Annotated in this window: 21 protein-coding genes; 16 read left to right on the forward strand and 5 right to left on the reverse strand. The window is 52.5% G+C overall.

Annotation, left to right across the window (positions count from 1 at the left end; genetic code table 11):
• Window positions 1-11: 11 nt before the first annotated feature.
• Both JJU14_RS00625 and JJU14_RS00630 read right to left on the reverse strand, forming a co-directional pair.
• Window positions 12-1,064, reverse strand: coding sequence for an agmatine deiminase family protein (locus JJU14_RS00625; protein WP_228610511.1), 1,053 nt, complete (start codon window positions 1,062-1,064; stop codon window positions 12-14).
• Between the two features lie 24 nt (window positions 1,065-1,088).
• Window positions 1,089-1,694, reverse strand: a complete 606-nt coding sequence (locus JJU14_RS00630; protein ID WP_228610513.1) for a PilZ domain-containing protein — start codon at window positions 1,692-1,694, stop codon at window positions 1,089-1,091.
• Window positions 1,695-1,796: 102 nt separating this feature from the next.
• Between JJU14_RS00630 and JJU14_RS00635 the strand changes: the two genes are divergently transcribed.
• Genes JJU14_RS00635 through JJU14_RS00645 form a run of 3 tightly spaced genes read left to right on the forward strand, consistent with a single transcriptional unit; the run spans window position 1,797 to window position 4,936 of the window.
• Window positions 1,797-3,014: a lipoprotein-releasing ABC transporter permease subunit gene (locus JJU14_RS00635; protein WP_228610515.1), complete on the forward strand. Its 1,218-nt coding sequence runs from the start codon at window positions 1,797-1,799 to the stop codon at window positions 3,012-3,014.
• On the forward strand, window positions 3,007-3,690 hold the full coding sequence (lolD, locus tag JJU14_RS00640) for a lipoprotein-releasing ABC transporter ATP-binding protein LolD (protein WP_228610517.1): 684 nt from the start codon (window positions 3,007-3,009) through the stop codon (window positions 3,688-3,690). The genes JJU14_RS00635 and lolD overlap by 8 nt, the downstream gene beginning before the upstream one ends.
• Entirely contained in the window at window positions 3,683-4,936 is a 1,254-nt protein-coding gene (locus JJU14_RS00645; RefSeq protein WP_228610519.1) for a lipoprotein-releasing ABC transporter permease subunit, read from the forward strand. The genes lolD and JJU14_RS00645 overlap by 8 nt, the downstream gene beginning before the upstream one ends.
• 69 nt (window positions 4,937-5,005) lie before the next feature.
• Here JJU14_RS00645 and JJU14_RS00650 read toward each other — a convergent pair whose 3' ends face one another.
• A complete protein-coding gene (locus JJU14_RS00650; protein ID WP_228610521.1) occupies window positions 5,006-5,527 on the reverse strand; it encodes a DUF2062 domain-containing protein in 522 nt (173 codons plus the stop codon).
• A gap of 25 nt (window positions 5,528-5,552) precedes the next feature.
• Between JJU14_RS00650 and JJU14_RS00655 the strand changes: the two genes are divergently transcribed.
• From JJU14_RS00655 to tcdA, 7 genes are read left to right on the forward strand one after another with little or no spacing between them, the layout of a single operon-like run.
• A complete protein-coding gene (locus tag JJU14_RS00655) occupies window positions 5,553-7,805 on the forward strand; it encodes a DNA internalization-related competence protein ComEC/Rec2 (protein ID WP_228610523.1) in 2,253 nt (750 codons plus the stop codon).
• A 26-nt stretch (window positions 7,806-7,831) separates the two neighbouring features.
• Window positions 7,832-9,592: a lipid A export permease/ATP-binding protein MsbA gene (gene msbA / locus JJU14_RS00660; RefSeq protein WP_228610524.1), complete on the forward strand. Its 1,761-nt coding sequence runs from the start codon at window positions 7,832-7,834 to the stop codon at window positions 9,590-9,592.
• Window positions 9,589-10,551, forward strand: coding sequence for a tetraacyldisaccharide 4'-kinase (lpxK, locus tag JJU14_RS00665; RefSeq protein ID WP_228610526.1), 963 nt, complete (start codon window positions 9,589-9,591; stop codon window positions 10,549-10,551). The genes msbA and lpxK overlap by 4 nt, the downstream gene beginning before the upstream one ends.
• 1 nt (window position 10,552) lies before the next feature.
• Entirely contained in the window at window positions 10,553-10,753 is a 201-nt protein-coding gene (locus JJU14_RS00670; RefSeq protein ID WP_091340774.1) for a Trm112 family protein, read from the forward strand.
• On the forward strand, window positions 10,738-11,493 hold the full coding sequence (gene kdsB, locus JJU14_RS00675; protein ID WP_228610529.1) for a 3-deoxy-manno-octulosonate cytidylyltransferase: 756 nt from the start codon (window positions 10,738-10,740) through the stop codon (window positions 11,491-11,493). The genes JJU14_RS00670 and kdsB overlap by 16 nt, the downstream gene beginning before the upstream one ends.
• Window positions 11,486-12,211, forward strand: coding sequence for a TIGR01621 family pseudouridine synthase (locus JJU14_RS00680; protein WP_228610530.1), 726 nt, complete (start codon window positions 11,486-11,488; stop codon window positions 12,209-12,211). The genes kdsB and JJU14_RS00680 overlap by 8 nt, the downstream gene beginning before the upstream one ends.
• Before the next feature lie 7 nt (window positions 12,212-12,218).
• Window positions 12,219-13,040: a tRNA cyclic N6-threonylcarbamoyladenosine(37) synthase TcdA gene (tcdA, locus tag JJU14_RS00685; RefSeq protein WP_228610610.1), complete on the forward strand. Its 822-nt coding sequence runs from the start codon at window positions 12,219-12,221 to the stop codon at window positions 13,038-13,040.
• Here tcdA and JJU14_RS00690 read toward each other — a convergent pair.
• Window positions 13,032-13,481, reverse strand: a complete 450-nt coding sequence (locus JJU14_RS00690; RefSeq protein ID WP_228610532.1) for a SufE family protein — start codon at window positions 13,479-13,481, stop codon at window positions 13,032-13,034. The two genes, tcdA and JJU14_RS00690, sit on opposite strands and share 9 nt — an antisense overlap.
• Before the next feature lie 103 nt (window positions 13,482-13,584).
• Entirely contained in the window at window positions 13,585-14,868 is a 1,284-nt protein-coding gene (gene gltA, locus JJU14_RS00695; RefSeq protein ID WP_228610534.1) for a citrate synthase, read from the reverse strand.
• Window positions 14,869-15,240: 372 nt separating this feature from the next.
• Here gltA and sdhC point away from each other — a divergent pair, with 372 nt between their 5' ends.
• From sdhC to odhB, 6 genes are all read left to right on the forward strand, one after another.
• Window positions 15,241-15,618 carry a succinate dehydrogenase, cytochrome b556 subunit gene (sdhC, locus tag JJU14_RS00700; protein ID WP_091340758.1) on the forward strand — a complete coding sequence of 126 codons (378 nt, stop codon included), beginning with the start codon at window positions 15,241-15,243 and terminating at the stop codon, window positions 15,616-15,618.
• Entirely contained in the window at window positions 15,609-15,956 is a 348-nt protein-coding gene (sdhD, locus tag JJU14_RS00705; RefSeq protein WP_091340755.1) for a succinate dehydrogenase, hydrophobic membrane anchor protein, read from the forward strand. Before sdhC ends, sdhD begins: the two co-directional genes overlap by 10 nt.
• On the forward strand, window positions 15,957-17,729 hold the full coding sequence (sdhA, locus tag JJU14_RS00710; RefSeq protein ID WP_228610536.1) for a succinate dehydrogenase flavoprotein subunit: 1,773 nt from the start codon (window positions 15,957-15,959) through the stop codon (window positions 17,727-17,729).
• Between the two features lie 12 nt (window positions 17,730-17,741).
• Complete coding sequence (locus JJU14_RS00715; protein ID WP_228610538.1) at window positions 17,742-18,461, forward strand: succinate dehydrogenase iron-sulfur subunit; 720 nt, start codon at window positions 17,742-17,744, stop codon at window positions 18,459-18,461.
• A gap of 110 nt (window positions 18,462-18,571) precedes the next feature.
• Window positions 18,572-21,400 (forward strand): 2-oxoglutarate dehydrogenase E1 component, encoded by a 2,829-nt coding sequence (locus tag JJU14_RS00720; RefSeq protein ID WP_228610540.1) that lies wholly within the window; start codon window positions 18,572-18,574, stop codon window positions 21,398-21,400.
• The gene (odhB, locus tag JJU14_RS00725; protein WP_228610542.1) at window positions 21,397-22,935 is read left to right on the forward strand and encodes a 2-oxoglutarate dehydrogenase complex dihydrolipoyllysine-residue succinyltransferase; all 1,539 of its coding nucleotides are present in this window, start codon (window positions 21,397-21,399) and stop codon (window positions 22,933-22,935) included. The genes JJU14_RS00720 and odhB overlap by 4 nt, the downstream gene beginning before the upstream one ends.
• Window positions 22,936-22,959 lie beyond the last annotated feature (24 nt).

A 22,959-nucleotide genomic window follows, 5' to 3' on the forward strand; every position in this document is an offset into this window, starting at 1 on the left:
ACATTCGTCTCTTAGGGTTGAGTGGTTTTCAGCACACCGGCAGGGAGCTGCATGCTGACGCAATGCAGGCTGCCATATTGGTGGATCAGCGGCAGGCAATGCACGCCTATCACCTGATGATTCGGATAAGCACGCTGAATTTGTGCCAGCGCCACTGTATCCTGGCTGTCGTGGTAGGTCGGTACCAGCACGGCATCATTTAAAATGAGGTAGTTGGCGTAGCTGGCAGGCAGGCGCTCACCATCGGCACTGAACTTGGCGGCAGGCCAGGGCAGTGGGATCAGATGGTAGGGTTTGCCATCCAGGGTTTTTAAATCAGTCAGCTCTAACGCCATGGCTTGCAGCTCACGAAAATGTTCGTCTTTCGGATCGTCGCAGCTGACATAGACCAGCGTATCATTCGGAGCAAAGCGCACCAGGGTGTCAATGTGGGCGTCGGTATCATCGCCGGCCAGATAACCATGCTGCAGCCACAGCACCCGTTGCATGCCCAGGTGCTGGCGCAGTTGCTGTTCAATCTCTGCCTGACTGAGATCAGGGTTGCGGTTTGGATTCAGCAGACACTTTTTGGTCACCAGCAGGCTGCCTTTGCCATCGGATTCAATGCCACCGCCCTCCAGCACCAGCTCAATTTTACGTTTGGGGATATCGGCAATGCAATCGGCCTGAAACAGCTGTTGATTGATGTCGTTATCAAGATTGGCGTCGAATTTGTCGCCCCAGGCGGTAAAGGTAAAATCCAGCAGACAGGGGTTGCCGTCTTTATCCAGCACGGTAATAGGACCGTGATCACGGGCCCAGGTGTCGTTGCAGGGAGCCTGCACCAGGTGAATGCGTCCGGCAGGCAGCTGCAACTCGGCGATGATGGCTTCTACCTGTTGTTGTACTTTGGCATCGTGACAGATGATCACGAGCTGTTGGCGGCTGGCAATTTCTTTCAGCAGCTGACGATACACTTGTTCAACCTGGACCAGCATGGGTTCCCAGTCGGTGGCGGCGTGTGGCCAGGTCAGCATTATGGCATCTTGTTTGGCCCATTCAGCCGGTAGTGAATAATTGGACACCTTGATTCTTTCCTTTATTTGAGACTAGTAACTTGCGTCGCGTTGTTCTTTTTTCAGTTTTAGTTGCCGGGTTTGCTCGTGCAGGCTGGCCCGCACAATCAATTCCTGATCCAGTTCGCGGATATGGCGGTACACCACATCTACTTGGCAGTCGCCGCTATCTGCCATTGGTCTGGACTCCAGCACCTGGCCCAAACAAAACACCGCGCCTTCACCGTGTGCCAGAAATACTTTCAGCTGCAGCCATTCCCCCTCTGGCAAAGCTTGTTTGCTGCGCAGGCAGAGGCCGGATCCACCATAACTGATGGTGTGGTAACGATGTTCGGCTTGATCCTGCTGCTGCAAAATATAATGCATCATCATGTCGACTTTCTTTGCCAACTGCTGCAGGTAGCGGCTGAGTTCGTCGGCCGCATCGCCTAAGCGGGACAGATTACGGATCGAGCTGCTGTTTAGTTGCACCATTTCACTGGCCAGACGGAAGGGCTCTGGCATCAGTTCCAGAAAGTCGTCTTCGGTCAGGGCATCGCCATCGCCGCTATAGGGCTGGGCATTGATGGCAATGCTGTGCTCTATCTGAAAATAATCGGCAAAGTCTTCTTTAAGCCTGGCTAATTGTGCTGGTTCCATGCGGTCGCCTGTTTTGCGGATGCTGAACAAGGATTTGTCTGCTACTATGTCGCTCACTTTACCACTTTACGACGAAATTGTCCTGAAGATCCGATACCGTCTATGCAGCTACCAGTAAGCTTGTGGATCGGCCTGCGTTACAGCCAGAGCCGCAAAGGAAATGCGATTATATCGTTCATGACGTTGTTTTCCATCGCCGGGATTTTCCTTGGTGTGATGGCGTTGACGCTTGTCAGCTCGGTCATGAATGGTTTTGAAGCCGAATTAAAAAAGCGCATCTTAGGTGTATTGCCACACTTGATTGTGCAGCCGGTGGCGCAGACGCCAGCCAACTGGCAAAGCGAGCTGCCAGGGCGTTACCCCGGTATTGTTCAGATCAGTCCTTTTATTCAGGCCGAAGCCCTGGCGCAATCGCCAAGGCAATTGATGCCGGTGCAGCTGCAGGGCGTGGATGTACAGCAGTTGCCGGAATTTATGGCACAAAGTCTGGTGCGGGGCCAGTGGCAACAGCTGGAGCTGCAACGTTTTCCGATTGTGCTTGGGCGTCAGCTGGCCGATGAGTTGGAAGTAGGGCTGGGGGACTCCTTGCGCTTATCGCTGGCGCAGGGCGGTAGTTACACGCCGCTTGGCTGGATGCCACGGCAACGTCTGTTCCAGGTAGTGGGGGTGCTGGAAACTGGCTCAGAACTGGATCAGGTGTTGGCGGTGGTCAAGCTGGAAGAGTTACAACGGCTGGTGCAACAGCCGGGCAGTGGCAGCGCTGAGTCTGTGCAATGGCGTATTCAGTTGCAGGATCCCTTTGTAGCGCCAGCGATGGGGAACCGATTGGTCCGTGATGGTTATTTCCCCGAGGTACAGGATTGGCGGCAAAGTCATGGCAAGCTGTTTGCTGCGGTGGCGATGGAAAAAGCCATGATGTGGCTGATGCTGCTGCTGATTGTCGCTGTGGCTGCCTTTAATATCGTCTCGGCTTTGGTGATGATGGTGACGGAGAAACAAGCGGAAGTGGCCATTTTAAAAACCCAGGGTATGCAGAATCATCAGCTCTTTACCATCTTTGCGGTGCAAGGCATGAGCAATGGTGTGATTGGCGCTGTACTGGGTGCCATTGCCGGTATTTTGCTTAGTGGCTCGGTCAATGCCTTGCTGGCGATTGTTGGCTTGCAAATTGCCGGCGGTGTTGAGCTGCCGGTGCTGATCAAAGGCTCACAAATTCTTATGATTGTCTGCAGTGCCTTGCTGCTGACCTTTCTGGCCGTGCTTTATCCGGCCTGGCGGGCAGTGCAGATCCAACCCGCGGAAGTGTTGCGTGATGAATAAGCTGTTAGAAGGCCAGCAACTGGTCAAAGCATTTCGGGATGGTGCCTATCAAACGCCAGTGCTCAATGGGGTGGATATTGAGCTCGAAGCTGGCGCTATGGTGGCCATTGTCGGTAGTTCTGGCTCGGGCAAAAGTACCTTATTGCATTTGCTGGGTACGCTGGAGCAGCCTGATAGTGGCCGTTTGCTGCTGCTGGGCCAGGATGTGGCCAAAGCCTCCGAGCGCGATAAAGCCCGGCTTCGGAATCAGCACCTGGGTTTTATTTATCAGTTCCACCATTTGCTGATGGATTTCACCGCGCTGGAAAATGTCGCCATGCCGCTGCGTATTCGCGGCGAGTCGGAAGCTGTGGCCGGGCAAGCTGCTCAGGCCATGCTGGAGCGGGTTGGCTTATCGCATCGGGTAACGCACCGCCCTTCCGAGCTCAGCGGCGGTGAGCGTCAGCGGGTCGCTATTGCGCGGGCGCTGGTCGCCAAGCCAGCGCTGGTGCTGGCCGATGAGCCGACCGGCAATCTGGATCATCATACCGCCGAGTCGATTTATGCGTTATTGCGTGAGCTGAATCAGCAACTTGGCACCAGTTTTGTCATCGTGACGCACGATCAGCAGCTGGCCGCTAAATGCGACCGCTTTTACCGGATGCAGGATGGCCTGCTGGAGCAGCCCGATGCCTAGCAAGCTGTTCACTTCATTGTCCTGGCACTTGGCCCGCCGCTACCGGCGCACCCGTCACAACAATGCTTTTATCCGCTTTATTTCGGCCTCTTCCACTTTGGGGATTGGTCTTGGCGTGGCGGTGTTGATCCTGGCGCTTTCAGTGATGAATGGTTTTGAACAGGCGCTAAAAGACCGGTTGTTGGCGGTGATCCCGCACGTTGAGCTGGATTCGATGGAAGGACAGCTCAGCGACTGGCCCGATACCTTAACAACTTTATCCTGGCATCCGGCGGTGAGCGCAGCGGCCCCCTACATCAAAAGCAACGGCATTTTACGCCAGGGCCAGCAGGTCAAAGGCGCGGCGGTGCGTGGCATTTTGCTGCCGGATGAACTCGGCATTACTGATTTCAACCGTTATCTGCACTCTGGTGATCTGGATGACCTGACCGATGCTCAGATTGTGTTGGGGCTTGGTTTAGCGGATGCCATTGGCGTTCAGGTTGGCGATCAGCTGCAGTTGATGCTGCCACAGTTCAATCCCGATGGCCGACTGGCTCGCAGCCAGACCGTGGTGCTGACGGTCTCGGCCATTATTCAGGTTGGTGGTCAGCTGGATTACCAGCAAGCCTGGGTTGCCATGCCGGCGCTGGCCAATTGGCTGGCGATGCCCGAGGGCATGGTGCATGGTTTTGCTTTTCAGCTCAATGATGTCTTTGCCGCACCCCGAGTAGCCCGTGAGCTTGGCATGCTGTCGATGGAGAATGTTTATGTGCAGGACTGGGTGCGTACTCAGGGGCATTTGTACCAGGATATTCAAATGGTACGCAGCATCATTTATTTGGTGCTGGCGCTGGTGATCGCGGTAGCTTGTTTTAATATCGTCGCCACTCTGGTGATGGCGGTACGGGAAAAAGAGTCGGATATCGCGATTTTACTGACCATGGGGCTGGCTCCGGGCGCGGTGATCCGTACCTTTATGTGGCTGGGCTGGCTGAATGGCCTGGTGGGCACCAGTATCGGAGCCCTGATTGGCTGGTTGCTCAGTCGTTATATAGAGCCGCTGTTTTATCTGCTCTCCAAAGTGAGCGGCAAAAGCTTCCTCGATCCCAGCATTTACTTTATTGATTTTGTGCCGTCGGTGTTTTTGTGGCGCGATCTGATCTGGACGGTACTGATAGCGCTGAGTTTAAGTCTGCTAGCTACCTTGTACCCCGCCTGGCGAGCCAGCCGGGTGCAGCCGGCCCGGGTGCTGGGACAGAAGTAAGTTTTGGTTGGTTTTTCTCCTGAAACAGCATCCATCTGCTGCGTTGGGGCCCGCCTTTCAGAACGAAGACTACTTAATACCATTGCCATTGCGGCGGTCACGCTGTGCCCGCCGGATTGACAGCACCCAGAGCCAATCAATCAAGAAGTAACCGACAATGCTGGCCGTAGTGCCCATCAGCAAGCACCCCAGCAAAAAGGGCTTACCAATGGTCGCCATACTGCCGACCAACCATTCAATACTGGCTTCAAAGGCAAAAGGCTCCAATGGTGCCGCCAGCACTGCGCTGCCCACCAGGTAGCAAAGATAAAACATCACCGGCATGGTCAATGGGTTGGACAACCAGACGCAGCCAACGGCCAGTGGTAAATTCACCCGCATTGGTATGGCGACTGCTGCCGAGGCCACCATTTGAAAGGGCATCGGCATCCAGGCCCAAAATAAACCAATAGCTATAGCACCGCGCGCAGAACGGCGGTTTAAATGCCACAGGTTGGCATCGTGCAGCAGGGTGCCGAAAATTTGCAGCGCCTTACTTTGACGAATTACCTCTGGATTTGGCAGGTATTTTCGAATAGTCTTCTTTGGCATTACAACTCATTTACTCAAAGTAAACATGATAGCACTTGGGCTGGGGGTACTGCTTGGTTGCATATTGTCGCTATTTTTACCGGCAGTGCCACCTTTTTTTGTGCTTTGGTTGCTGCTTGTCAGTGTAGCATTTTTCAGCTGGCGTCGCTGCTGGTTTTGTGTTGGTTTGGCGCTGTATCTTCTCAGTTGGCATTGGGCACTGATTAGTCATCAACAAGCGATGACAGCTTTACTGCAGACACCTGTTAGCATGCTGGAAGGCCGGATCACTTCTATCCCCCGACATTTTGAGCGTTCAAGTCAGTTTGAGCTCACCCTCTTGCAAGGTCCTGCCGCAGGTTACAAAGTCCGGGTGCATTGGTTTCAACCCAAAGAACCCTTGTATGCCGGTCAGATCTGGCAGTTGCCGGTAAATCTAAGTGCCATTCAGGACCAGGCCAGTCGTGACGGTTTTTCTGCCGTGCGTCATGCACTGGTGCAACAGCAGCTGGCTCAGGCCAGCGTACGTAGCGATCAGCCGGCGGCGCTGCTGGGGAATCAACCACAGCTGCGTCAGCACGCTTTTGTGGCCTTGCAACAAGCCACAGATGCCCTGTCCAGTCAATCGTTGTTGCTGGCGCTGACACTGGGTGAGCGCCAGTTTTCGGCAACCGAGTGGCAGGGACTGCGCCATGCTGCCCTGGGGCATTTGCTGGCGATCTCTGGCTTGCATATCGGTTTAGTATTTGGCTGGTGTTGTTATCTGTTGCTGCCACTTCGCTTACTTGGCTTGCCACCGCGCTGGCAACACCGGGTAAAGCTAGTGCTGGCACTGGCTGCTGCAGCGACTTATGCCTGGCTGGCAGGTTTTGCCATTCCCACGGTGCGGGCACTGCTTGGCTTGTGCCTGCTGGTACTTTACAGCTGGCACTGGCAGCGCTTAAGTTATCATCGTTTCTGGTTGTTGTTAGTCGCGCTGTTATTGCTGATTCAGCCACTATGGAGCTTAACCCCTGGGTTTTGGTTATCGGTGGGTGCCGTCGGGCTGATTTTTATCTTCTTATGGCGCTTTCCCGCTCAGGGGATAGGTTGGTTAGCCAAGCTCAAGCGGCTGTTTGGTTTTCACTTGTTTCTTACGCTGTGCATGATGCCCTTTACGGTGTTGTTTTTTGGTGGCATCTCTTTGCTGGCACTGTTGTCAAATCTGCTGTTTGTGCCCTGGTGCTCCTTATTGGCGATCCCGGTATTACTGGTCACCGCCTGTCTGCAGGCACTGCAACCAGGGTGGGCCGCCTGGCTTTGGCCCTTGGTGGATGGGCTGTTTGCACCGCTGCTTTGGTGGTTGGAATTAGCTGCCTCAAATCACGAATTGTGGTGGCGAATACCAGAACTGCCTTGGACCCAGTTGCTGGTGATGTCGGTTAGTTTGCTTTTGTTGGTGTTACTGCGTCAGCGGTTGATGCTGCTATTTGCCATGTTAAGCTGCCTCCCCGCCTGGTATCTGCTGCAACAGCAGCCAGACTGGCGTTTGCATCTGCTGGATGTCGGGCAAGGTCAGGCGGTATTGGTGCAGCATCGTCAGCATGGCCTTTTGTACAATGCTGGCCCAGGCTGGGCCCATGGCAGTGCCACCGAACAGCTGGTATTGCCTTATTTGCAACAGGTTGGGGTCAAAGTGCTGCATTATTTGGTGTTAAGCCATGAACATGCAGAGGTGCTGGGACACTGGCCGCTACTGCGGCAGCATTACCCGGCGGTGCAGGTGGTAACCGATGTACCAACAGCGCATGCTTCGTTGCCTTGTGCCAGCTTATCGCAGCAGTTTTTTGATGCTGAATTAGTGGTATTGCAGGATTGGAGTCAGCATGGCAGCGAGCGGCGTGCTTCCTGTGTACTATGGCTGCATATTTCTGGCTGGCGTATTTTGCTGCCAGGTGCCATGCAGCCGGCTGATGAAATGCATTTGTTGCAAGCCTATCCGGATTTACGGGCAGATGTTGTGTTGTTAGCGCGATCTGGCCACAATCAGAGCTCCAGCCTGGATTATCTGCAGCAGCTGCAACCAAAACTGGCGCTAAGTAGTCATGCGCACTCGAATCGGGTACAGCGGCCCGCCTCTGTGGTGCGGGCGCGATTGGAGGCACTGCAAATCCCGCTGCTGAGTACCGCCGAGCAGGGCACGATTCAGATAGCCATTGCCCATGATTCTGTGCAAATATATAGCAAACGCGCTCGCCGGGTACCGTTTTGGCTGGATTCTGTACAGCCAGAGGCTGTGCCGGTGCCTGTTAGGCGCTAGAATGAGCAGAACAATAAGACAGGATCATGAATTTGCATATCAGTGATGTTTCAAACAAAACGTCCAGGCGTTTGCTTGGCTACTTAAAGCCCTATCGTCTTGGTTTTGTGGTCGCTATTTTAAGTATGATTGGCTATGCATCGGTGGATGTTACCTTTATCTCGCAAGTAAAAAACTTTATTGACGAGGGGATCGATGGCAAAAATCCTGACTTTTTAAAGTATGCTCCCTTGTTTGTCGTTGTTATGTTTATCTTCAGGGGAATTTTCCACTTTTTAGCCAGTTACTGCTTAAGTTGGGTAGGTACACATATCGTCAAAGATATGCGGCAGCAACTGTTCGAGCATATGATGCGCTTACCGGTGTCCTTTCACGATAAACACTCGACCGGCGACTTGATCTCGAAAATCACCTACGAAACTGAGCAGCTTAAACAAACAACCAATAAAGCCCTGATTGTGTTGATTCGTGATGGCGCCACCGTATTCGGCTTGATAGCACTCATGTTCTGGAATAGCTGGCAATTATCATTGATTTTCTTAGTGATAGCGCCGGTAATCGCGATCACGGTTAAGTCGGTTTCAAAACGCTTCAGAAAGATAAGCCATAACATCAATACCGCTATGGGGCAGGTGACGACTTGTTCAGAGCAAATGCTGAATGGTCACAAGGTGATTTTGTCGTTTGGTGGGCAGGAGATTGAGCAAAAAAGATTCGACAAGGTCAACAATACGACCCGGCAACAAGATGTAAAAATGGAAGCCGCCAGAGCGATCAGCACCGGCGTTGTGCAGTTGATTGCGTCGTTTGCCTTGGCATTTGTTATCTTCCTGGCAAGTCAGCCTGCCATGTTGGAGAGCCTGACTGCAGGTAAGTTTGCTACCATCATTACTTCGATGGCCCTGTTATTGCGGCCATTAAAGCAACTGACTACCGTTAACGGTGATTTCCAGCGTGGCCTGACGGCTGCTGCCAGTATCTTCAAAATAATGGATCAACTTCCAGAGCAAGATACCGGCAATAAAGTGCTGGGGCGGATCTCCGGCCATATTCGGTTTGACCATGTCGATTTCAGTTACCCCGGCCATGAAGAGAAACAGGTGCTTAAAGATATCAGCTTTGAGGTGCAGCCTGGTGAAACCCTGGCCTTGGTAGGGCGTTCTGGCAGTGGTAAAACCACCATTTCAAGTTTGCTGCCGCGTTTCTACGAAATTGAAAAAGGGCGCATCCTGCTGGACGATATTTCCATTAAAAGCTGTACTTTAAGCTCGTTGCGGGCGCAGATGGCGATTGTCTCGCAACACGTGACCCTGTTTAATGACAGCATCGCCAACAATATTATGTATGGTCTACCTGAGCCTGTTAGTGAAGAGCGTCTGCTGGATGTGGTGGAAAAAGCTCATGTGATGGAGTTTGCCAGCCAGATGAAAGATGGCCTCAATACCATGATAGGGGAGAATGGGGTTTCGCTGAGTGGGGGCCAGCGTCAGCGCATTGCCATTGCCCGCGCTCTGTTACGGCAGGCACCGATTTTGATCCTGGATGAGGCTACCTCGGCACTGGATACAGAGTCGGAGCGAAAAATTCAGGCGGCACTGGATGAGTTACTCAAAGGCCGCACCAATATTGTCATCGCCCACCGTTTATCCACCATTGAAAATGCTGATCATATTCTTGTGATGGAGCAAGGGCAAATTATTGAGCGTGGTAATCATCAGAGTTTGCTGGCTAAAGATGGTGCCTATGCCCAGCTTTACAAGATGCAGTTTGGCTCCAAACCAGCATGAATGCACTGGAACGCGGCTGGTACCAAAAAGCCTGGTGGTGTTGGCTGCTTTGGCCTCTTAGCTGGCTGTTTGCTGCCATTACCGCTACTCGGCGGAGTGCATTCAGGCGAGGCTGGCTGAGCAGTGAAGCGCTGGCGGTTCCGGTGATCGTGGTGGGGAACATCAGTGTCGGTGGTACCGGCAAAACCCCTTTTACGCTTTGGCTTTGCCGTTGGTTGCAACAGCAAGGCTATAAGCCCGGTATTATTAGCCGTGGCTATGGTGCTGATATTCGCCAACCTACCCTGGTGCAGCCTGCAGCCGATGCCAAAGACGTCGGCGATGAGCCTTTACTGTTGGCCCAACGCTCAGGCTGCCCGGTGGTGGTGTGTCCGGATCGGGTGGCTGCTGGCCGTTATTTATTGGCACATCATGACTGCGATTTGATCATCAGTGATGATGGCCTGCAGCATTATAAGTTGCAGCGCAGTCTGGAAATTGTGCTGATCGATGGTCAGCGCGGCCTTGGCAATGGTTTATTGTTGCCTGCCGGCCCTTTGCGTGAGCCAGTAAGTCGCTTACAGCAGGTTGACTTGGTGATAGCCAACAGTGGGCCCCATGCACTGGCAGCGGGCCAGATGCAGTTGCAGGTAAGCTCGGCCACAGCCTTATTGGATCAGCAGCCATTGGCTGCCAGTGCCGTTCACTTGCTGGCAGCAATTGGTAACCCGGCTCGCTTTGAATTGACGGCTAAAGCGGCTGGATATCAGGTATTGGAGCGCTTTTTTTACCCGGACCACCATGCCTTTACCGAGCAGGAGCTGGCCGATTTACCTGTGCCTCTTCTCATGACGGAAAAGGATGCGGTAAAATGCCGTTCCTTTGCCAGAACCGGCTGGTATCAGTTGCAGGTAGAAGCGCTACCCGATCCTGGCATTGAACAAAAATTATCCGCCTTGCTGGCGGACTTACGGAGCTAGTATGAGCTTACCCGTTGCATTAACCGAAATTCTGGCTTGCCCGTTGTGTAAGGGCAAACTGAAGTACTCTGCTAAACAGAGTGAATTGATTTGTACCTTCGATAAGCTGGCTTTTAAGGTGCACGATGGTGTCCCGGTAATGCTGGAATCGGAAGCCCGCTCTTTGACCGCGGAGGAAACTCAGTCATGGACTTCATCGTAGTTATTCCTGCCCGCTATGCCAGCAGTCGTTTGCCGGGAAAACCTTTAGCAGACATTGGCGGTATGCCGATGGTTGAGCGGGTCTATCGTCAGGCTTTAGCCAGTGGAGCCAGCCGGGTGGTGGTAGCCACTGATGATCAGCGCGTGGCCGATGTGGTGCAGGGGTTTGCCGGGGAAGTCTGTTTAACTCGAGCAGAGCACAACTCCGGAACAGAGCGCTTGGCCGAGGTGGTGGAGCTGCTTGGCCTCTCGGATGATGCTGTGGTGGTGAATGTACAGGGTGATGAACCCTTTATTCCGCCTGGCATTATTAATCAGGTTGCCACCAATCTGGCCAATCAACACTTGGCTGAGATGGCTACATTGGCGGTGGCTCTTGATGATGCAGCGGACATCAGCAATTCGAATACGGTAAAAGTGGTGTGCGATCAGCAAGGCTATGCCTTGTACTTTAGCCGTTCAGCCATTCCTTACGATCGGGATGGTCAGTTTAGTTCGCAGTTGGCACTGCATTATCGCCGCCATATTGGTATCTATGCCTATCGGGCTGGTTTCATACGGCGCTACGTTGCCTGGCCTATGTCGGTACTGGAGCAAATAGAATCGCTGGAGCAGTTGCGCGTGCTGTGGCAAGGCGAAAAGATCCATGTTGCCACCGCACTGCAAAAACCTCCGCATGGGGTAGATACAGAGGCAGATCTGGCGGCAGCCAGAGCTTATTGCCAGCAACTCGATGACTGAACGTTTTCAGATCATTGCCAATCATGCCGATTGGTTGGCTCTGCATAAGCCTGCGGGCGTAAGTTTTCACTCGGAATCTGAGGCGGGGTTTGTGGTGCAGGCAGAACAGCAACTTGGCCTCAAGCTCTACCCGGTACACCGACTGGATAAACTCACCTCGGGTGTACTGTTACTGGCAAAATCCTCGCAGGCAGCCGCTTCGTTTGCAGAAAAATTCCGCCAGCAGCAAATGGAAAAATATTACCTGGCCCTGAGTGATCGCAAGCCTAAACGCAAACAGGGGTGGGTGAAAGGCGATATGACCAAAGCCCGTCGCGGTGCCTGGAAATTGCTGGCTAGTCAGCAGCAGCCTGCGGTGACTTACTTTATCAGTCAAGGTTTGGCCGAACAGCAAGCGGACGCGCCTGTGGTACGAGCTTTTTTACTGAAACCCTGGACGGGGAAGACGCATCAAATTCGAGTGGCACTGAAAAGCCTTGGCAGCCCTATCCTTGGAGATACGCTCTATGGTGGCAGCCAGGCAGATCGTGCTTATCTGCATGCCTATGCCCTTTGTTTTGACTGGCATGGTCAGCGCATTCAGCTACACTGTGCTCCGCAAACAGGGGACGGTTTTATGCGCTTACAGCAAGAGTTGGCTTCACTTTGGCCTTCCCCCTGGCAATTAAACTGGCCATCCTGGCAACAACCGACAGAGAATAACGATAGTGGTGCCTAAAGACGTGATGCATAGTGAACAGCAGACAGGTATCAGGGTACCTGAAATTCGGGATGAACAACGCTTTGCCGGCATTGCCCGTTTGTATGGCAAACAGGCGCTGTTGCATTTTCAGCAAGCCCATGTCGCCGTTGTTGGTATTGGTGGGGTTGGCAGCTGGGCGGCGGAAGCTCTGGTGCGATCGGGCATTGGTCGTATTACCCTGATTGACCTAGATGATATTTGTGTCAGCAATACCAACCGCCAACTGCATACCAGCAGTGCTACCATAGGCCGTGATAAGGTCGAGGTAATGGCTGAACGCCTTCGGGCTATCTGGCCTGATTGCCAGGTCCATGAAGTATCGGACTTCGTTACAAAGGACAATCTGTTTGAGCTGATTACGCCGGATTTGGACTATGTGGTCGATGCCATTGACTCAGTCGCTGCAAAAGTAGCTTTGTTGGCCCATTGCAAGCGGCAAAAAATCCCAGTGATTTGTACGGGTGGCGCTGGTGGTCAAACCGATCCAACCCAGATCACCATTGCTGATTTAACCCAAACCAGCAATGACCCACTGCTGGCCAAGGTGCGCAATACGCTGCGCCGGGATTACCATTACAGCCGTAATCCAAAACGGCGCTTTGGCATTGATTGTGTGTATTCGACCGAGCAACTGAAATACCCCCAGCCGGATGGCACGGTTTGTCAGCAAAAGCAAACCGCAGACGGCCCAATGCGGCTCGACTGCAGTGGTGGCTTCGGTGCTGTCACTGTGGTCACCGCCAGCTTTGGCATGGCGGCTGTTGCTCGCTTGCTGCAAAAGCTGGCCAAAAAAGCGTTAGCTTGACTGTATCGTCTTTAACCGTTGAATGACGGCTGTTAAACCACGGGCCCGGGATTGGCTTAGATGTTGTGTCAAATGCAAGCGTTGCAGGCATTGCTCCAGTTTGGTGTTCTTAAGATCTGCCGTTGACATACCATTGATTTGACATAATAAAACAGCGAGCAAGGCTTTCACAATGCGGGCATCGGATTCAAATAAAAAGTAGTGTTTATCAGTGGCACCATCGTGGTAATGCATAAGCCAGGCTCGGCTCTCGCAGCCATCAATCAACGCACTGTTTGGCCGGTGTTCTTCTGGAATTGCAGGCAATTGTTTAGCCAATTGCATCAGACGGCGATAGCGTTCTTGCCAATGGCCTTGTTGTGCCAGTTCGGGGAGTGATTGCTCCACCTGCCGGAGGGCTTCAGCGGTGAGGTCAATGGTACTGGCAAGACGGAAAAGCATGACAACTCCGAGTCATTCACTGTGCAGTGCAATAGTCTATGCTAATACGCACTAAAAGTAAAAAAGCGACCCGGAGGTCGCTTAATTTTTGCTAAACAGAATGTTAGCGCTCGTTAATGACTTTCAGGTCGCGTGTTGTATGGCCGGTATAGAGCTGGCGCGGGCGGCCAATCTTGTGACCTTTCTCGCTAAGCATTTCATCCCAGTGAGAGATCCAGCCAACCGTGCGCGACATAGCGAAGATCACCGTGAACATGCTGGTTGGAATGCCAATGGCTTTTAAGATAATACCGCTGTAGAAGTCCACATTCGGATACAACTTTTTCTCAATGAAATAGGGGTCTTCCAACGCAATGCGCTCCAACTCCATGGCGACATCCAGCAAAGGATCTTTGATATTCAGTTCTTTCAGCACTTGGTGGCAGGTTTCCCGCATCACTTTGGCGCGAGGGTCAAAGTTTTTGTACACGCGGTGACCAAAACCCATCAAACGGAAGGAATCGTTTTTATCTTTGGCGCGGGCAACGAACTCAGGAATACGTTCTACTGAGCCAATCTCCTGCAGCATCTTCAGGCAGGCTTCGTTGGCACCACCATGGGCCGGGCCCCACAACGACGCAACACCGGCAGCGATACAAGCATACGGGTTAGCACCTGATGAGCCGGCCAGACGCACAGTGGAGGTCGATGCATTTTGCTCATGGTCGGCATGCAGCATAAAGATGCGATCCATAGCCTGAGCCAGCACCGGGCTTACTTTGTAATCTTCGGCTGGTACTGAGAACATCATGTGCAGGAAGTTTTCGGCGTAGCTCAGTTCGTTGCGCGGATACACGAATGGCTGTCCTACCGTGTATTTATAAGCCATCGCGGAGATGGTCGGTAACTTGGCGATCAGACGATGAGCACTGCGCTTACGTTGCTCTGGATCATTGATATCCAGATCGGAGTGGTAGAATGACGACAAAGCACCTACAACACCACAAAGCATGGCCATAGGGTGGGCATCAACCCGGAAACCCTGAAAGAAAGAGGCGATTTTTTCGTGCACCATGGTATGGCGGGTGATGGTATTTTCAAATTGGTCAAACTGCTGTTGATTCGGGAGCTCACCTTCCAGCAGCAAGTAACACAGTTCCAGATAGTTGGATTTTTCCGCCAGTTGCTCAATAGGGTAACCCCGGTGCAGAAGCACGCCTTTGTCACCGTCAATGTAGGTAATTTTTGACTCACATGAACCGGTCGACATAAAACCGGGATCAAAGGTGAAATACCCATGCTGACCCAAGGCGCGAACGTCAATTACGTCGGTGCCGGCCGTACCTGAATAGATAGGCAACTCGAACGATTTCTCATCGATCTGCACGACGGCTTTTTTATCTGCCATTGGATTTCTCCTATTAATAGATTAAGTATCAGAAGAGGGATGCTGCGGCTATTCTAACTGCAAATCCACCCCAAAAGTCAATTTTAATGCGTTTTTGCGCAATAAGTATACGACTCTGGTCGTATTGCAGCGCTAGCTTGTTTATGGCAACGTGCCGGCACAGGATTTTTTCCTGTAAAACCAAACAAAAATTGTAATAACAAGGCATGAAATATATACTATTGCCGGTGCTGAAACAGTTCACCTTCCTCAGTATTTCTCGCTGAACCATGCCAGGTTTCCGGCAGTATATGCTTGGGGTGATGACTGATTATTCAGTTCTTCAATAATCACAACTAAAGCTCGTGTACGGGCGTCGATGGACAAGAAACTGTGAAAAAGCAAAGACCTGTAAATCTCGACCTGACCACAATTTCACTTCCGGCATCTGCGAAAGCCTCTATCCTGCACCGTGTCACCGGCGTGGCAATGTTCATTGCCCTGATTCTGGTTGTATGGGCTTGGGCCGTCTCGCTGTCTTCTGCTGAAGGCTTTGAGCTGGTGAAATCTGTGTTGACCTCTCACTTCGCGAAATTCCTGGCGTGGGGCACTATTACGGTGCTGCTGTATCACTTGATTGGTGGTATTCGTCATATGGTGATGGACCTGGGCTACTGGGAAGAGTTGTCTTCCGGCAACACCAGTGCGCGCGTGGCCATTGGCCTGTGGATTGTATTAGCTGTTCTGGCCGGAGGTTGGTTATGGTTCTGAATCAAGCATCCCTGAAACGCGATGGCGTGCAGGATTATGTGTCTATTCGTGCGACCGCGACAGTGCTCGGTTTGTACGTTCTGTTTATTCTGGGTTTCTTTCTGGTCACTCCGGAAGTGACGTATGAAATCTGGCAAGGTCTGTTTGCTCAATTGTGGATGAAAATCTTTACCTTACTTGCGCTTATCTCTGTGGCCATTCACGCTCGTATTGGCCTGTGGCAAGTAGTAACCGATTACATCAAGTGCTCCCGCATTCGTGCCGTGGTGCAGTTTCTGGTCAGTGTAGTGGCTTTCGGTTACGTGGCTGCTGGCCTCTTTGTGTTGTGGGGTGTGTAAATGAGTATTCCAGTTCGTGAGTTTGATGCCATTGTGATTGGCGCTGGCGGCGCCGGCATGCGCGCTGCCTTACAGATTACCCAGTCCGGTTTAACCTGTGCCTTGTTATCAAAAGTTTTCCCAACCCGCTCGCACACTGTGTCTGCCCAGGGTGGTATTACCGTTGCGTTAGGCAACTCTCACCCGGATAACTGGGAATGGCATATGTTCGATACCGTCAAAGGTTCCGACTACATTGGTGACCAGGACGCCATCGAATACATGTGTAAGACCGGCCCTGAGGCCATTACCGAACTGGAGAACATGGGTCTGCCATTTTCCCGTTTTGAAAACGGCCGCGTGTATCAGCGCCCGTTCGGTGGTCAGTCGAAGAATTTCGGCGGCGAGCAAGCCGCCCGTACCGCAGCTGCTGCCGACCGTACCGGCCATGCTTTATTGCACCTGCTGTACCAGCAGAACGTTAAAAACCGCACTCAGGTGTTCAGCGAATGGTATGCGCTGGACTTGGTGAAAAACCAGGATGGTGCAGTGGTAGGTTGTACTGCCATTGATATTGAAACCGGTGAAATCGTTTACTTTAAAGCCCGTGCGACTGTGCTGGCGACCGGTGGTGCTGGCCGTATTTATGCATCGACCACCAATGCCCACATCAATACCGGTGATGGTGTTGGTATGGCACTGCGTGCTGGTGTGCCACTGCAGGATATGGAAATGTGGCAATTCCACCCAACCGGTATCGCCGGTGCCGGTACGCTGGTTACGGAAGGCTGCCGTGGTGAAGGTGGTTACCTGCTGAATAAAGATGGTGAACGCTTTATGGAGCGTTATGCGCCAAATGCCAAAGACTTGGCTGGCCGTGACGTGGTTGCTCGCTCCATGATGACCGAAATTCGTGAAGGTCGTGGTTGCGATGGTCCTTGGGGCGTGCACATTAAACTAAAATTGGATCACTTAGGTGAAGACGTGCTGGAAAGCCGCCTGCCAGGCATTTGTGAGCTGTCACGTACGTTTGCACACGTAGACCCTGTGAAAGAGCCTATTCCGGTGATCCCAACCTGTCACTACATGATGGGTGGAATTCCAACCAACGTGAATGGCCAGGTCATTAAGCCGACCGCCGATGGCAACGATGCCATTGTGCCAGGCTTATTTGCCTGTGGCGAAATCGCTTGCGTATCGGTGCATGGTGCCAACCGTCTGGGTGGTAACTCGTTGCTGGATCTGGTGGTGTTTGGTCGTGCTACCGGCTTGCACCTGGGCGAGGCACTGGCTGCTACTTCAGAAGGCCGTGCTGCCTCTGAGTCGGACTTGGATGCTGCCTTGGCGCGCACCCATCGCTGGGAAGACAGCAAGCCAAGTCAGGGCGAAGATCCGGTCCAAATTAAGAAAGACCTGCAGAACTGCATGCAACTGAACTTCTCAGTATTCCGTGAAGGCGAAGCCATGGCTGAAGGCTTGCAAGAACTGAAAACCATCCGTGAACGATTGAAGTTTGCCCGCTTGGATGACAAGAGCTCGGATTTCAATACTCAACGTATTGAGTGTCTGGAGCTGGATAACCTGATGGAAACGGCCTATTCCACGGCTGTGGCGGCGAACTACCGCACCGAAAGCCGTGGTGCTCATGCGCGCTTTGACTTCCCGGATCGGGACGATGAGAACTGGTTGTGTCACAGTGTCTACAGCCCGGAGACCGAGTCAATGTTTAAGCGGAAAGTGAACCTGGAACCTAAGTTCCGTGAGGCTTTTCCACCGAAAGCGCGTACTTACTAAGAGGGCAATGCGATGAAGAAGTTAGTATTCTCCGTCTATCGTTACAACCCTGATGTCGACAATGCGCCGCGCATGCAGGATTACACGCTGGACAACCCGGAAGGCCGGGATATGATGGTGCTGGATGCGCTGTTAAAGTTAAAAGAGCAGGATCCGACCTTGTCGTTTCGCCGCTCGTGCCGTGAAGGGGTTTGTGGCTCCGACGGTTTAAACATGAATGGTAAAAATGGTCTGGCTTGTATCACGCCCTTGTCTGCCGCCGGTTTAAAAGGTGGTAAGATTGTGATCCGGCCTTTACCAGGTTTACCGGTGGTGCGTGATCTGGTGGTGGATATGAGCCAGTTCTACACCCAGTACGAGAAGGTGAAGCCTTATCTGATTAACGACAGCAAACTGCCACCTGCCGGTGAGTTTTTGCAGTCGCCAGAAGAGCGGGCTAAGCTGGATGGCTTGTACGAGTGCATCTTGTGCGCTTGCTGTTCGACTTCATGCCCGTCGTTCTGGTGGAATCCGGATAAGTTCATTGGCCCGGCGGGGTTGTTGCACGCTTACCGTTTCCTGGCGGACAGCCGTGACACAGCAACCGAAGAGCGTCTGAACGACCTGGACGATGCTTTTAGCGTCTTCCGTTGTCATGGCATTATGAACTGTGTCAACGTTTGTCCGAAAGGGCTGAATCCGACCAAGGCCATTGGCCAGATTAAATCCATGTTATTGAGCCGGGCGCTGTAAAGCGCCCCTTTTGAGCAAGTAACTGATGCAAGCACAAAAATAACAGTAACTTAGACTATACTGTTATTTTTTTGCGGTTTTTCCAGGTGCGCAGAAATAAGGGAAACTAAATGCACGAAGGTGTGATGAAGGCGTGGTTAGAGTCGTCTCATCTGGGCGGTGGCAACATGGCCTATGTCGATGAGCTCTATGAATCCTACTTGGCGGAACCTACCAGTGTAGGGGACGAGTGGCGTGAGTTTTTCGCTCAGTTGCCAAAGCTTGATGGTGTTGATCTGGAAGTGCGGCACTCGGATATCCGAGTGCAATTTGCTGAACTGGCGCGCAACAAGCATCGTGAAGTGGTGACGGTGCAGGGCAGTCAGTCGGCCGATTTGCGTCAAGTTAAAGTGTTGCAATTGATCAACTCCTATCGTTTCCGTGGGCATCAGCACGCCCGCTTGGATCCTCTGGATCTGTGGAAACAGCCGCGGGTACGTGACCTTGAATTGTCGCATCACGAACTGTCTGAAGCTGATTACGATACAGAGTTCCATGTTGGATCATTTGCCGGTGGCCCGGAAACAATGAAATTGGGCGATCTGCACAAAGCCCTGGAAAAAACCTACTGTGGCTCCATCGGTGCCGAGTACATGCACATTGTTTCCACCGATGAAAAACGCTGGATCCAGCAGCGTCTGGAAAGTATTCACTCTACCCCTGATTTTGACAAAGACACCAAAAGTCGCATTTTGAAAGATTTGGTGGCTGCTGATGGCCTGGAAAAATACCTTGGCTCCAAGTTCCCTGGTGCCAAGCGTTTCGGCCTGGAAGGTGGCGATGCCATGATCCCCATGCTGAAAACCATGATTCATCGTGCCGGTGAGCATGGTGCCAAAGACTGCGTCATTGGTATGGCGCACCGAGGCCGTTTGAATACCCTGATCAACGTTTTGGGTAAAAACCCATCGGATTTATTCGATGAGTTTGCTGGTAAGTACACTGTCGTTGGTGCCGGTGATGTGAAGTACCATATGGGTTTCTCATCAGACTTTGCTACCAAAGGCGGCAATGTGCATTTGGCGCTGGCCTTTAACCCATCGCATCTGGAGATTGTGAACCCGGTGGTGATGGGCTCTGTCCGCGCCCGGTTGGATCGTCGTGGTTGTACCGACGGCTCTCTGGCCTTGCCAATCACCATTCATGGTGACTCTGCCTTTGCTGGCCAGGGTGTGGTGGCTGAAACCTTCAATATTTCCCAAACCCGCGCCTTTAAAGTGGGCGGTACGGTGCGTATTGTTATCAATAACCAGGTGGGCTTTACCACCTCGAACCGTGAAGACACGCGCTCTACCGAATATTGCACCGATATTGCCAAGATGGTACAGGCACCCATTTTCCACGTGAATGGCGACGATCCGGAAGCCGTGGTTCTGGTGGCGCAACTGGCGGTTGATTACCGCAATACTTTCAAGCGCGATGTGGTGATTGATCTGGTTTGTTACCGCCGTAATGGTCACAACGAAGCGGATGAGCCGAATGCAACGCAGCCGCTGATGTACCAAAAAATTAAAAAGCACCCAACGCCGCGCGAGTTGTATGCAGAAAAGCTAACCAAGCAAGGCTTGTTGAGTGAAGATGATGTCAAAGCCATGATGGCCAACTACCGCGATGCGCTGGATAAAGGCGATTGTGTGGTCGATGAGTGGCGGCAAATGGATCACACCAGCTCAGTCGATTGGACGCCTTTCCTGAATCATGATTGGGATAGCAACTACGATGCCAGCATGAGTGTCGAAGCTTTGGTTGCTTTGGGTGAAAAAGCAACGGCCATTCCATCCAGTCATTCGTTACAGCGTCAGGTAGGTCGGGTATACGAAGACCGTGCCAAAATGTTGCAGGGCGAAAAGAAAATTGACTGGGGCTTTGCTGAAATCCTGGCGTATGCGTCTGTGGTAAACGAAGGCAGCCGTATTCGGATTGTTGGTCAGGATTCTGGTCGTGGTACTTTCTTCCATCGTCATGCTGTGTTGCACAATCAAACCGATGGCAGCACTTATATCCCATTGGAGCATATTTCGGACGAGCAGGGCCCGTTCCAGGTGTACGATTCTGCCTTGTCGGAAGAAGCCGTGCTGGCCTTTGAGTACGGTTATGCCACCGCAGAGCCGCGCGCTCTGGTGATTTGGGAAGGTCAGTTTGGTGACTTTGCCAACGGTGCTCAGGTGGTGATTGACCAGTTCTTAAGTTCAGGCGAGCAAAAATGGGGCCGGCTCTGTGGTTTAACGCTGTTGCTGCCGCATGGTTACGAAGGGCAGGGCCCTGAGCATTCCTCGGCTCGCTTAGAGCGCTTCTTGCAGCTGTGTGCCGATCACAACATGCAAATTTGTGTACCGACCACACCAGCTCAGGTGTTTAACATGCTGCGCCGCCAGCAAGTACGCCCAATGCGTCGTCCGCTGATTGTGATGTCGCCAAAATCTTTGTTGCGCCATCCTCAGGCAACGTCAACACTGGAAGAGCTGGCATCTGGCCGCTACCTGAACGTGATTGGCGAGATTGACGATATCAAGCCAGCCGATGTCAAGCGCGTGGTGTTCTGTAGTGGTAAGGTGTATTACGAGCTATTGGAAGAGCGCCGTAAACGGGAAATTACTGATATCGCCATTATCCGGGTGGAGCAGTTGTATCCATTCCCGCACGAAGAAATGGATCAGATCCTGTCGCAATACAGCCATGTCACTGACTATGTCTGGTGTCAGGAAGAGCCGCAAAACCAGGGCGCCTGGTACTGCAGCCAGCACCATTTCCGTGCTGCCATTGGCAAAGCAGGCTATCTGACCTATGCCGGCCGTGAAGCCTCTTCATCGCCAGCTGTGGGGTATCTGTCGGTGCATAACAAACAGCAGCAGGCGCTGATCAATGACGCGCTAACGCTGAATCACGAGGAAAAACAATGACAGATATCAAAGTACCTGTATTGCCAGAGTCGGTAGCCGACGCCACCGTTGCCAAATGGCATGTGGCCGAAGGCGACACCGTCAGTCGTGACCAAATCGTGGTAGATATTGAAACCGATAAAGTTGTGCTGGAAGTGGCTGCACCCGATGATGGTGTGATCGATTCCATTAAACATCAGGAAGGCGACACTGTGACGGCAGAGCAAGTGCTGGCTACCCTGAGCGCTGGCGGCAAAGCCTCTGGTGACGATAAAGCTTCTGCTGCTGCGTCCAAGCAAGATGATGACGCAGCGGAATCCTCTCAATCTGAACAATCCGCAAAAGGTGAACAAGTGGACATTCAAGTACCTGTACTTCCTGAATCCGTTGCTGATGCAACCATTGCAACCTGGCATGTGAAGCCAGGTGAAGCTGTGACCCGCGACCAGGTGTTGGTCGATATTGAAACCGACAAGGTTGTACTGGAAGTGGTCGCTCAGGCCGATGGCGTGATGGGCGAAATTCTGGAAGATACCGGTGCAACCGTGCAAGCCGAGCAAGTGATTGGTAAGCTCGAAGCGGGTGCTGCGCCAGCCAAGAGCGACAGCAAAGCTGAAGCGAAAACTGACGACAAAGCGGACAGCAAAGCAGAAGCTTCTGATGACAGCAGCGACGATGCGCTTAGCCCGTCCGTCCGTCGCCTGATCGCCGAGAAAGGCCTGGATGCCAGCAAAATCAAAGGCAGCGGCAAAAATGGCCGCATCAGCAAAGAAGATGTAGAAAAACACCTCGCTTCAGCCGGCAGCAAAGAAGCGGCTAAACCTGCTGCTGCAGCCCCTGCTGCGGTCAGCGGTGATCGGACCCAGAAGCGGGTGCCGATGACGCGGCTGCGTAAAACCATTGCCAACCGCCTGCTGGAAGCGAAGAACTCCACCGCCATGCTGACGACGTTCAATGAAGTCAATATGAAGCCGATTATGGACCTGCGTAAGCAATACCAGGACGTGTTCGAGAAGCGTCATGGCATTCGTTTGGGCTTTATGTCTTTCTATGTCAAAGCAGTCACTGAAGCGCTGAAGCGCTTCCCTGAAGTCAATGCCTGCATTGATGGCGACGACATCGTTTACCACAATTACTTTGATATCAGCATTGCCGTGTCTACACCGCGTGGTTTGGTGACGCCGGTTTTGCGTGATTGCGACAAGATGAACCTGGCTGAAATCGAAAAAGCCATTAAAGATCTGGCGCTGAAAGGCCGTGATGGCAAGCTGTCGATGGACGATTTGCAAGGTGGCAACTTCACCATCACCAATGGTGGTGTTTTTGGCTCCCTGATGTCGACGCCGATCATCAACCCACCACAATCTGCTATCCTTGGTATGCACAAGATCCAGGACCGTGCCATGGTCGTGGATGGCAAGATTGAGATCCTGCCGATGATGTATCTGGCGTTGTCGTACGATCACCGCATCATTGATGGTAAAGAGTCGGTCGGTTACCTGGTGACCATCAAAGAGTTGCTGGAAGACCCAACCCGTATTCTGCTGGATATCTAAGCGCAGAGCGGTTAACCCTGGCAA

The organism is Alkalimonas sp. (assembly GCF_020831925.1).
Lineage (GTDB): Bacteria > Pseudomonadota > Gammaproteobacteria > Enterobacterales > Alteromonadaceae > Alkalimonas.

Coding starts and splice junctions, on each gene's coding strand:
- JJU14_RS00630 (WP_228610513.1), bottom strand. CDS start 1,694: ATGGAACCAGCACAATTAGCCAGGCTTAAAGAAGACTTTGCCGATTAT.
- JJU14_RS00635 (WP_228610515.1), top strand. CDS start 1,797: ATGCAGCTACCAGTAAGCTTGTGGATCGGCCTGCGTTACAGCCAGAGC.
- lolD (WP_228610517.1), top strand. CDS start 3,007: ATGAATAAGCTGTTAGAAGGCCAGCAACTGGTCAAAGCATTTCGGGAT.
- JJU14_RS00645 (WP_228610519.1), top strand. CDS start 3,683: ATGCCTAGCAAGCTGTTCACTTCATTGTCCTGGCACTTGGCCCGCCGC.
- JJU14_RS00650 (WP_228610521.1), bottom strand. CDS start 5,527: ATGCCAAAGAAGACTATTCGAAAATACCTGCCAAATCCAGAGGTAATT.
- JJU14_RS00655 (WP_228610523.1), top strand. CDS start 5,553: ATGATAGCACTTGGGCTGGGGGTACTGCTTGGTTGCATATTGTCGCTA.
- msbA (WP_228610524.1), top strand. CDS start 7,832: ATGAATTTGCATATCAGTGATGTTTCAAACAAAACGTCCAGGCGTTTG.
- lpxK (WP_228610526.1), top strand. CDS start 9,589: ATGAATGCACTGGAACGCGGCTGGTACCAAAAAGCCTGGTGGTGTTGG.
- JJU14_RS00670 (WP_091340774.1), top strand. CDS start 10,553: ATGAGCTTACCCGTTGCATTAACCGAAATTCTGGCTTGCCCGTTGTGT.
- kdsB (WP_228610529.1), top strand. CDS start 10,738: ATGGACTTCATCGTAGTTATTCCTGCCCGCTATGCCAGCAGTCGTTTG.
- JJU14_RS00680 (WP_228610530.1), top strand. CDS start 11,486: ATGACTGAACGTTTTCAGATCATTGCCAATCATGCCGATTGGTTGGCT.
- tcdA (WP_228610610.1), top strand. CDS start 12,219: ATGCATAGTGAACAGCAGACAGGTATCAGGGTACCTGAAATTCGGGAT.
- JJU14_RS00690 (WP_228610532.1), bottom strand. CDS start 13,481: ATGCTTTTCCGTCTTGCCAGTACCATTGACCTCACCGCTGAAGCCCTC.
- gltA (WP_228610534.1), bottom strand. CDS start 14,868: ATGGCAGATAAAAAAGCCGTCGTGCAGATCGATGAGAAATCGTTCGAG.
- sdhD (WP_091340755.1), top strand. CDS start 15,609: ATGGTTCTGAATCAAGCATCCCTGAAACGCGATGGCGTGCAGGATTAT.
- sdhA (WP_228610536.1), top strand. CDS start 15,957: ATGAGTATTCCAGTTCGTGAGTTTGATGCCATTGTGATTGGCGCTGGC.
- JJU14_RS00715 (WP_228610538.1), top strand. CDS start 17,742: ATGAAGAAGTTAGTATTCTCCGTCTATCGTTACAACCCTGATGTCGAC.
- JJU14_RS00720 (WP_228610540.1), top strand. CDS start 18,572: ATGCACGAAGGTGTGATGAAGGCGTGGTTAGAGTCGTCTCATCTGGGC.
- odhB (WP_228610542.1), top strand. CDS start 21,397: ATGACAGATATCAAAGTACCTGTATTGCCAGAGTCGGTAGCCGACGCC.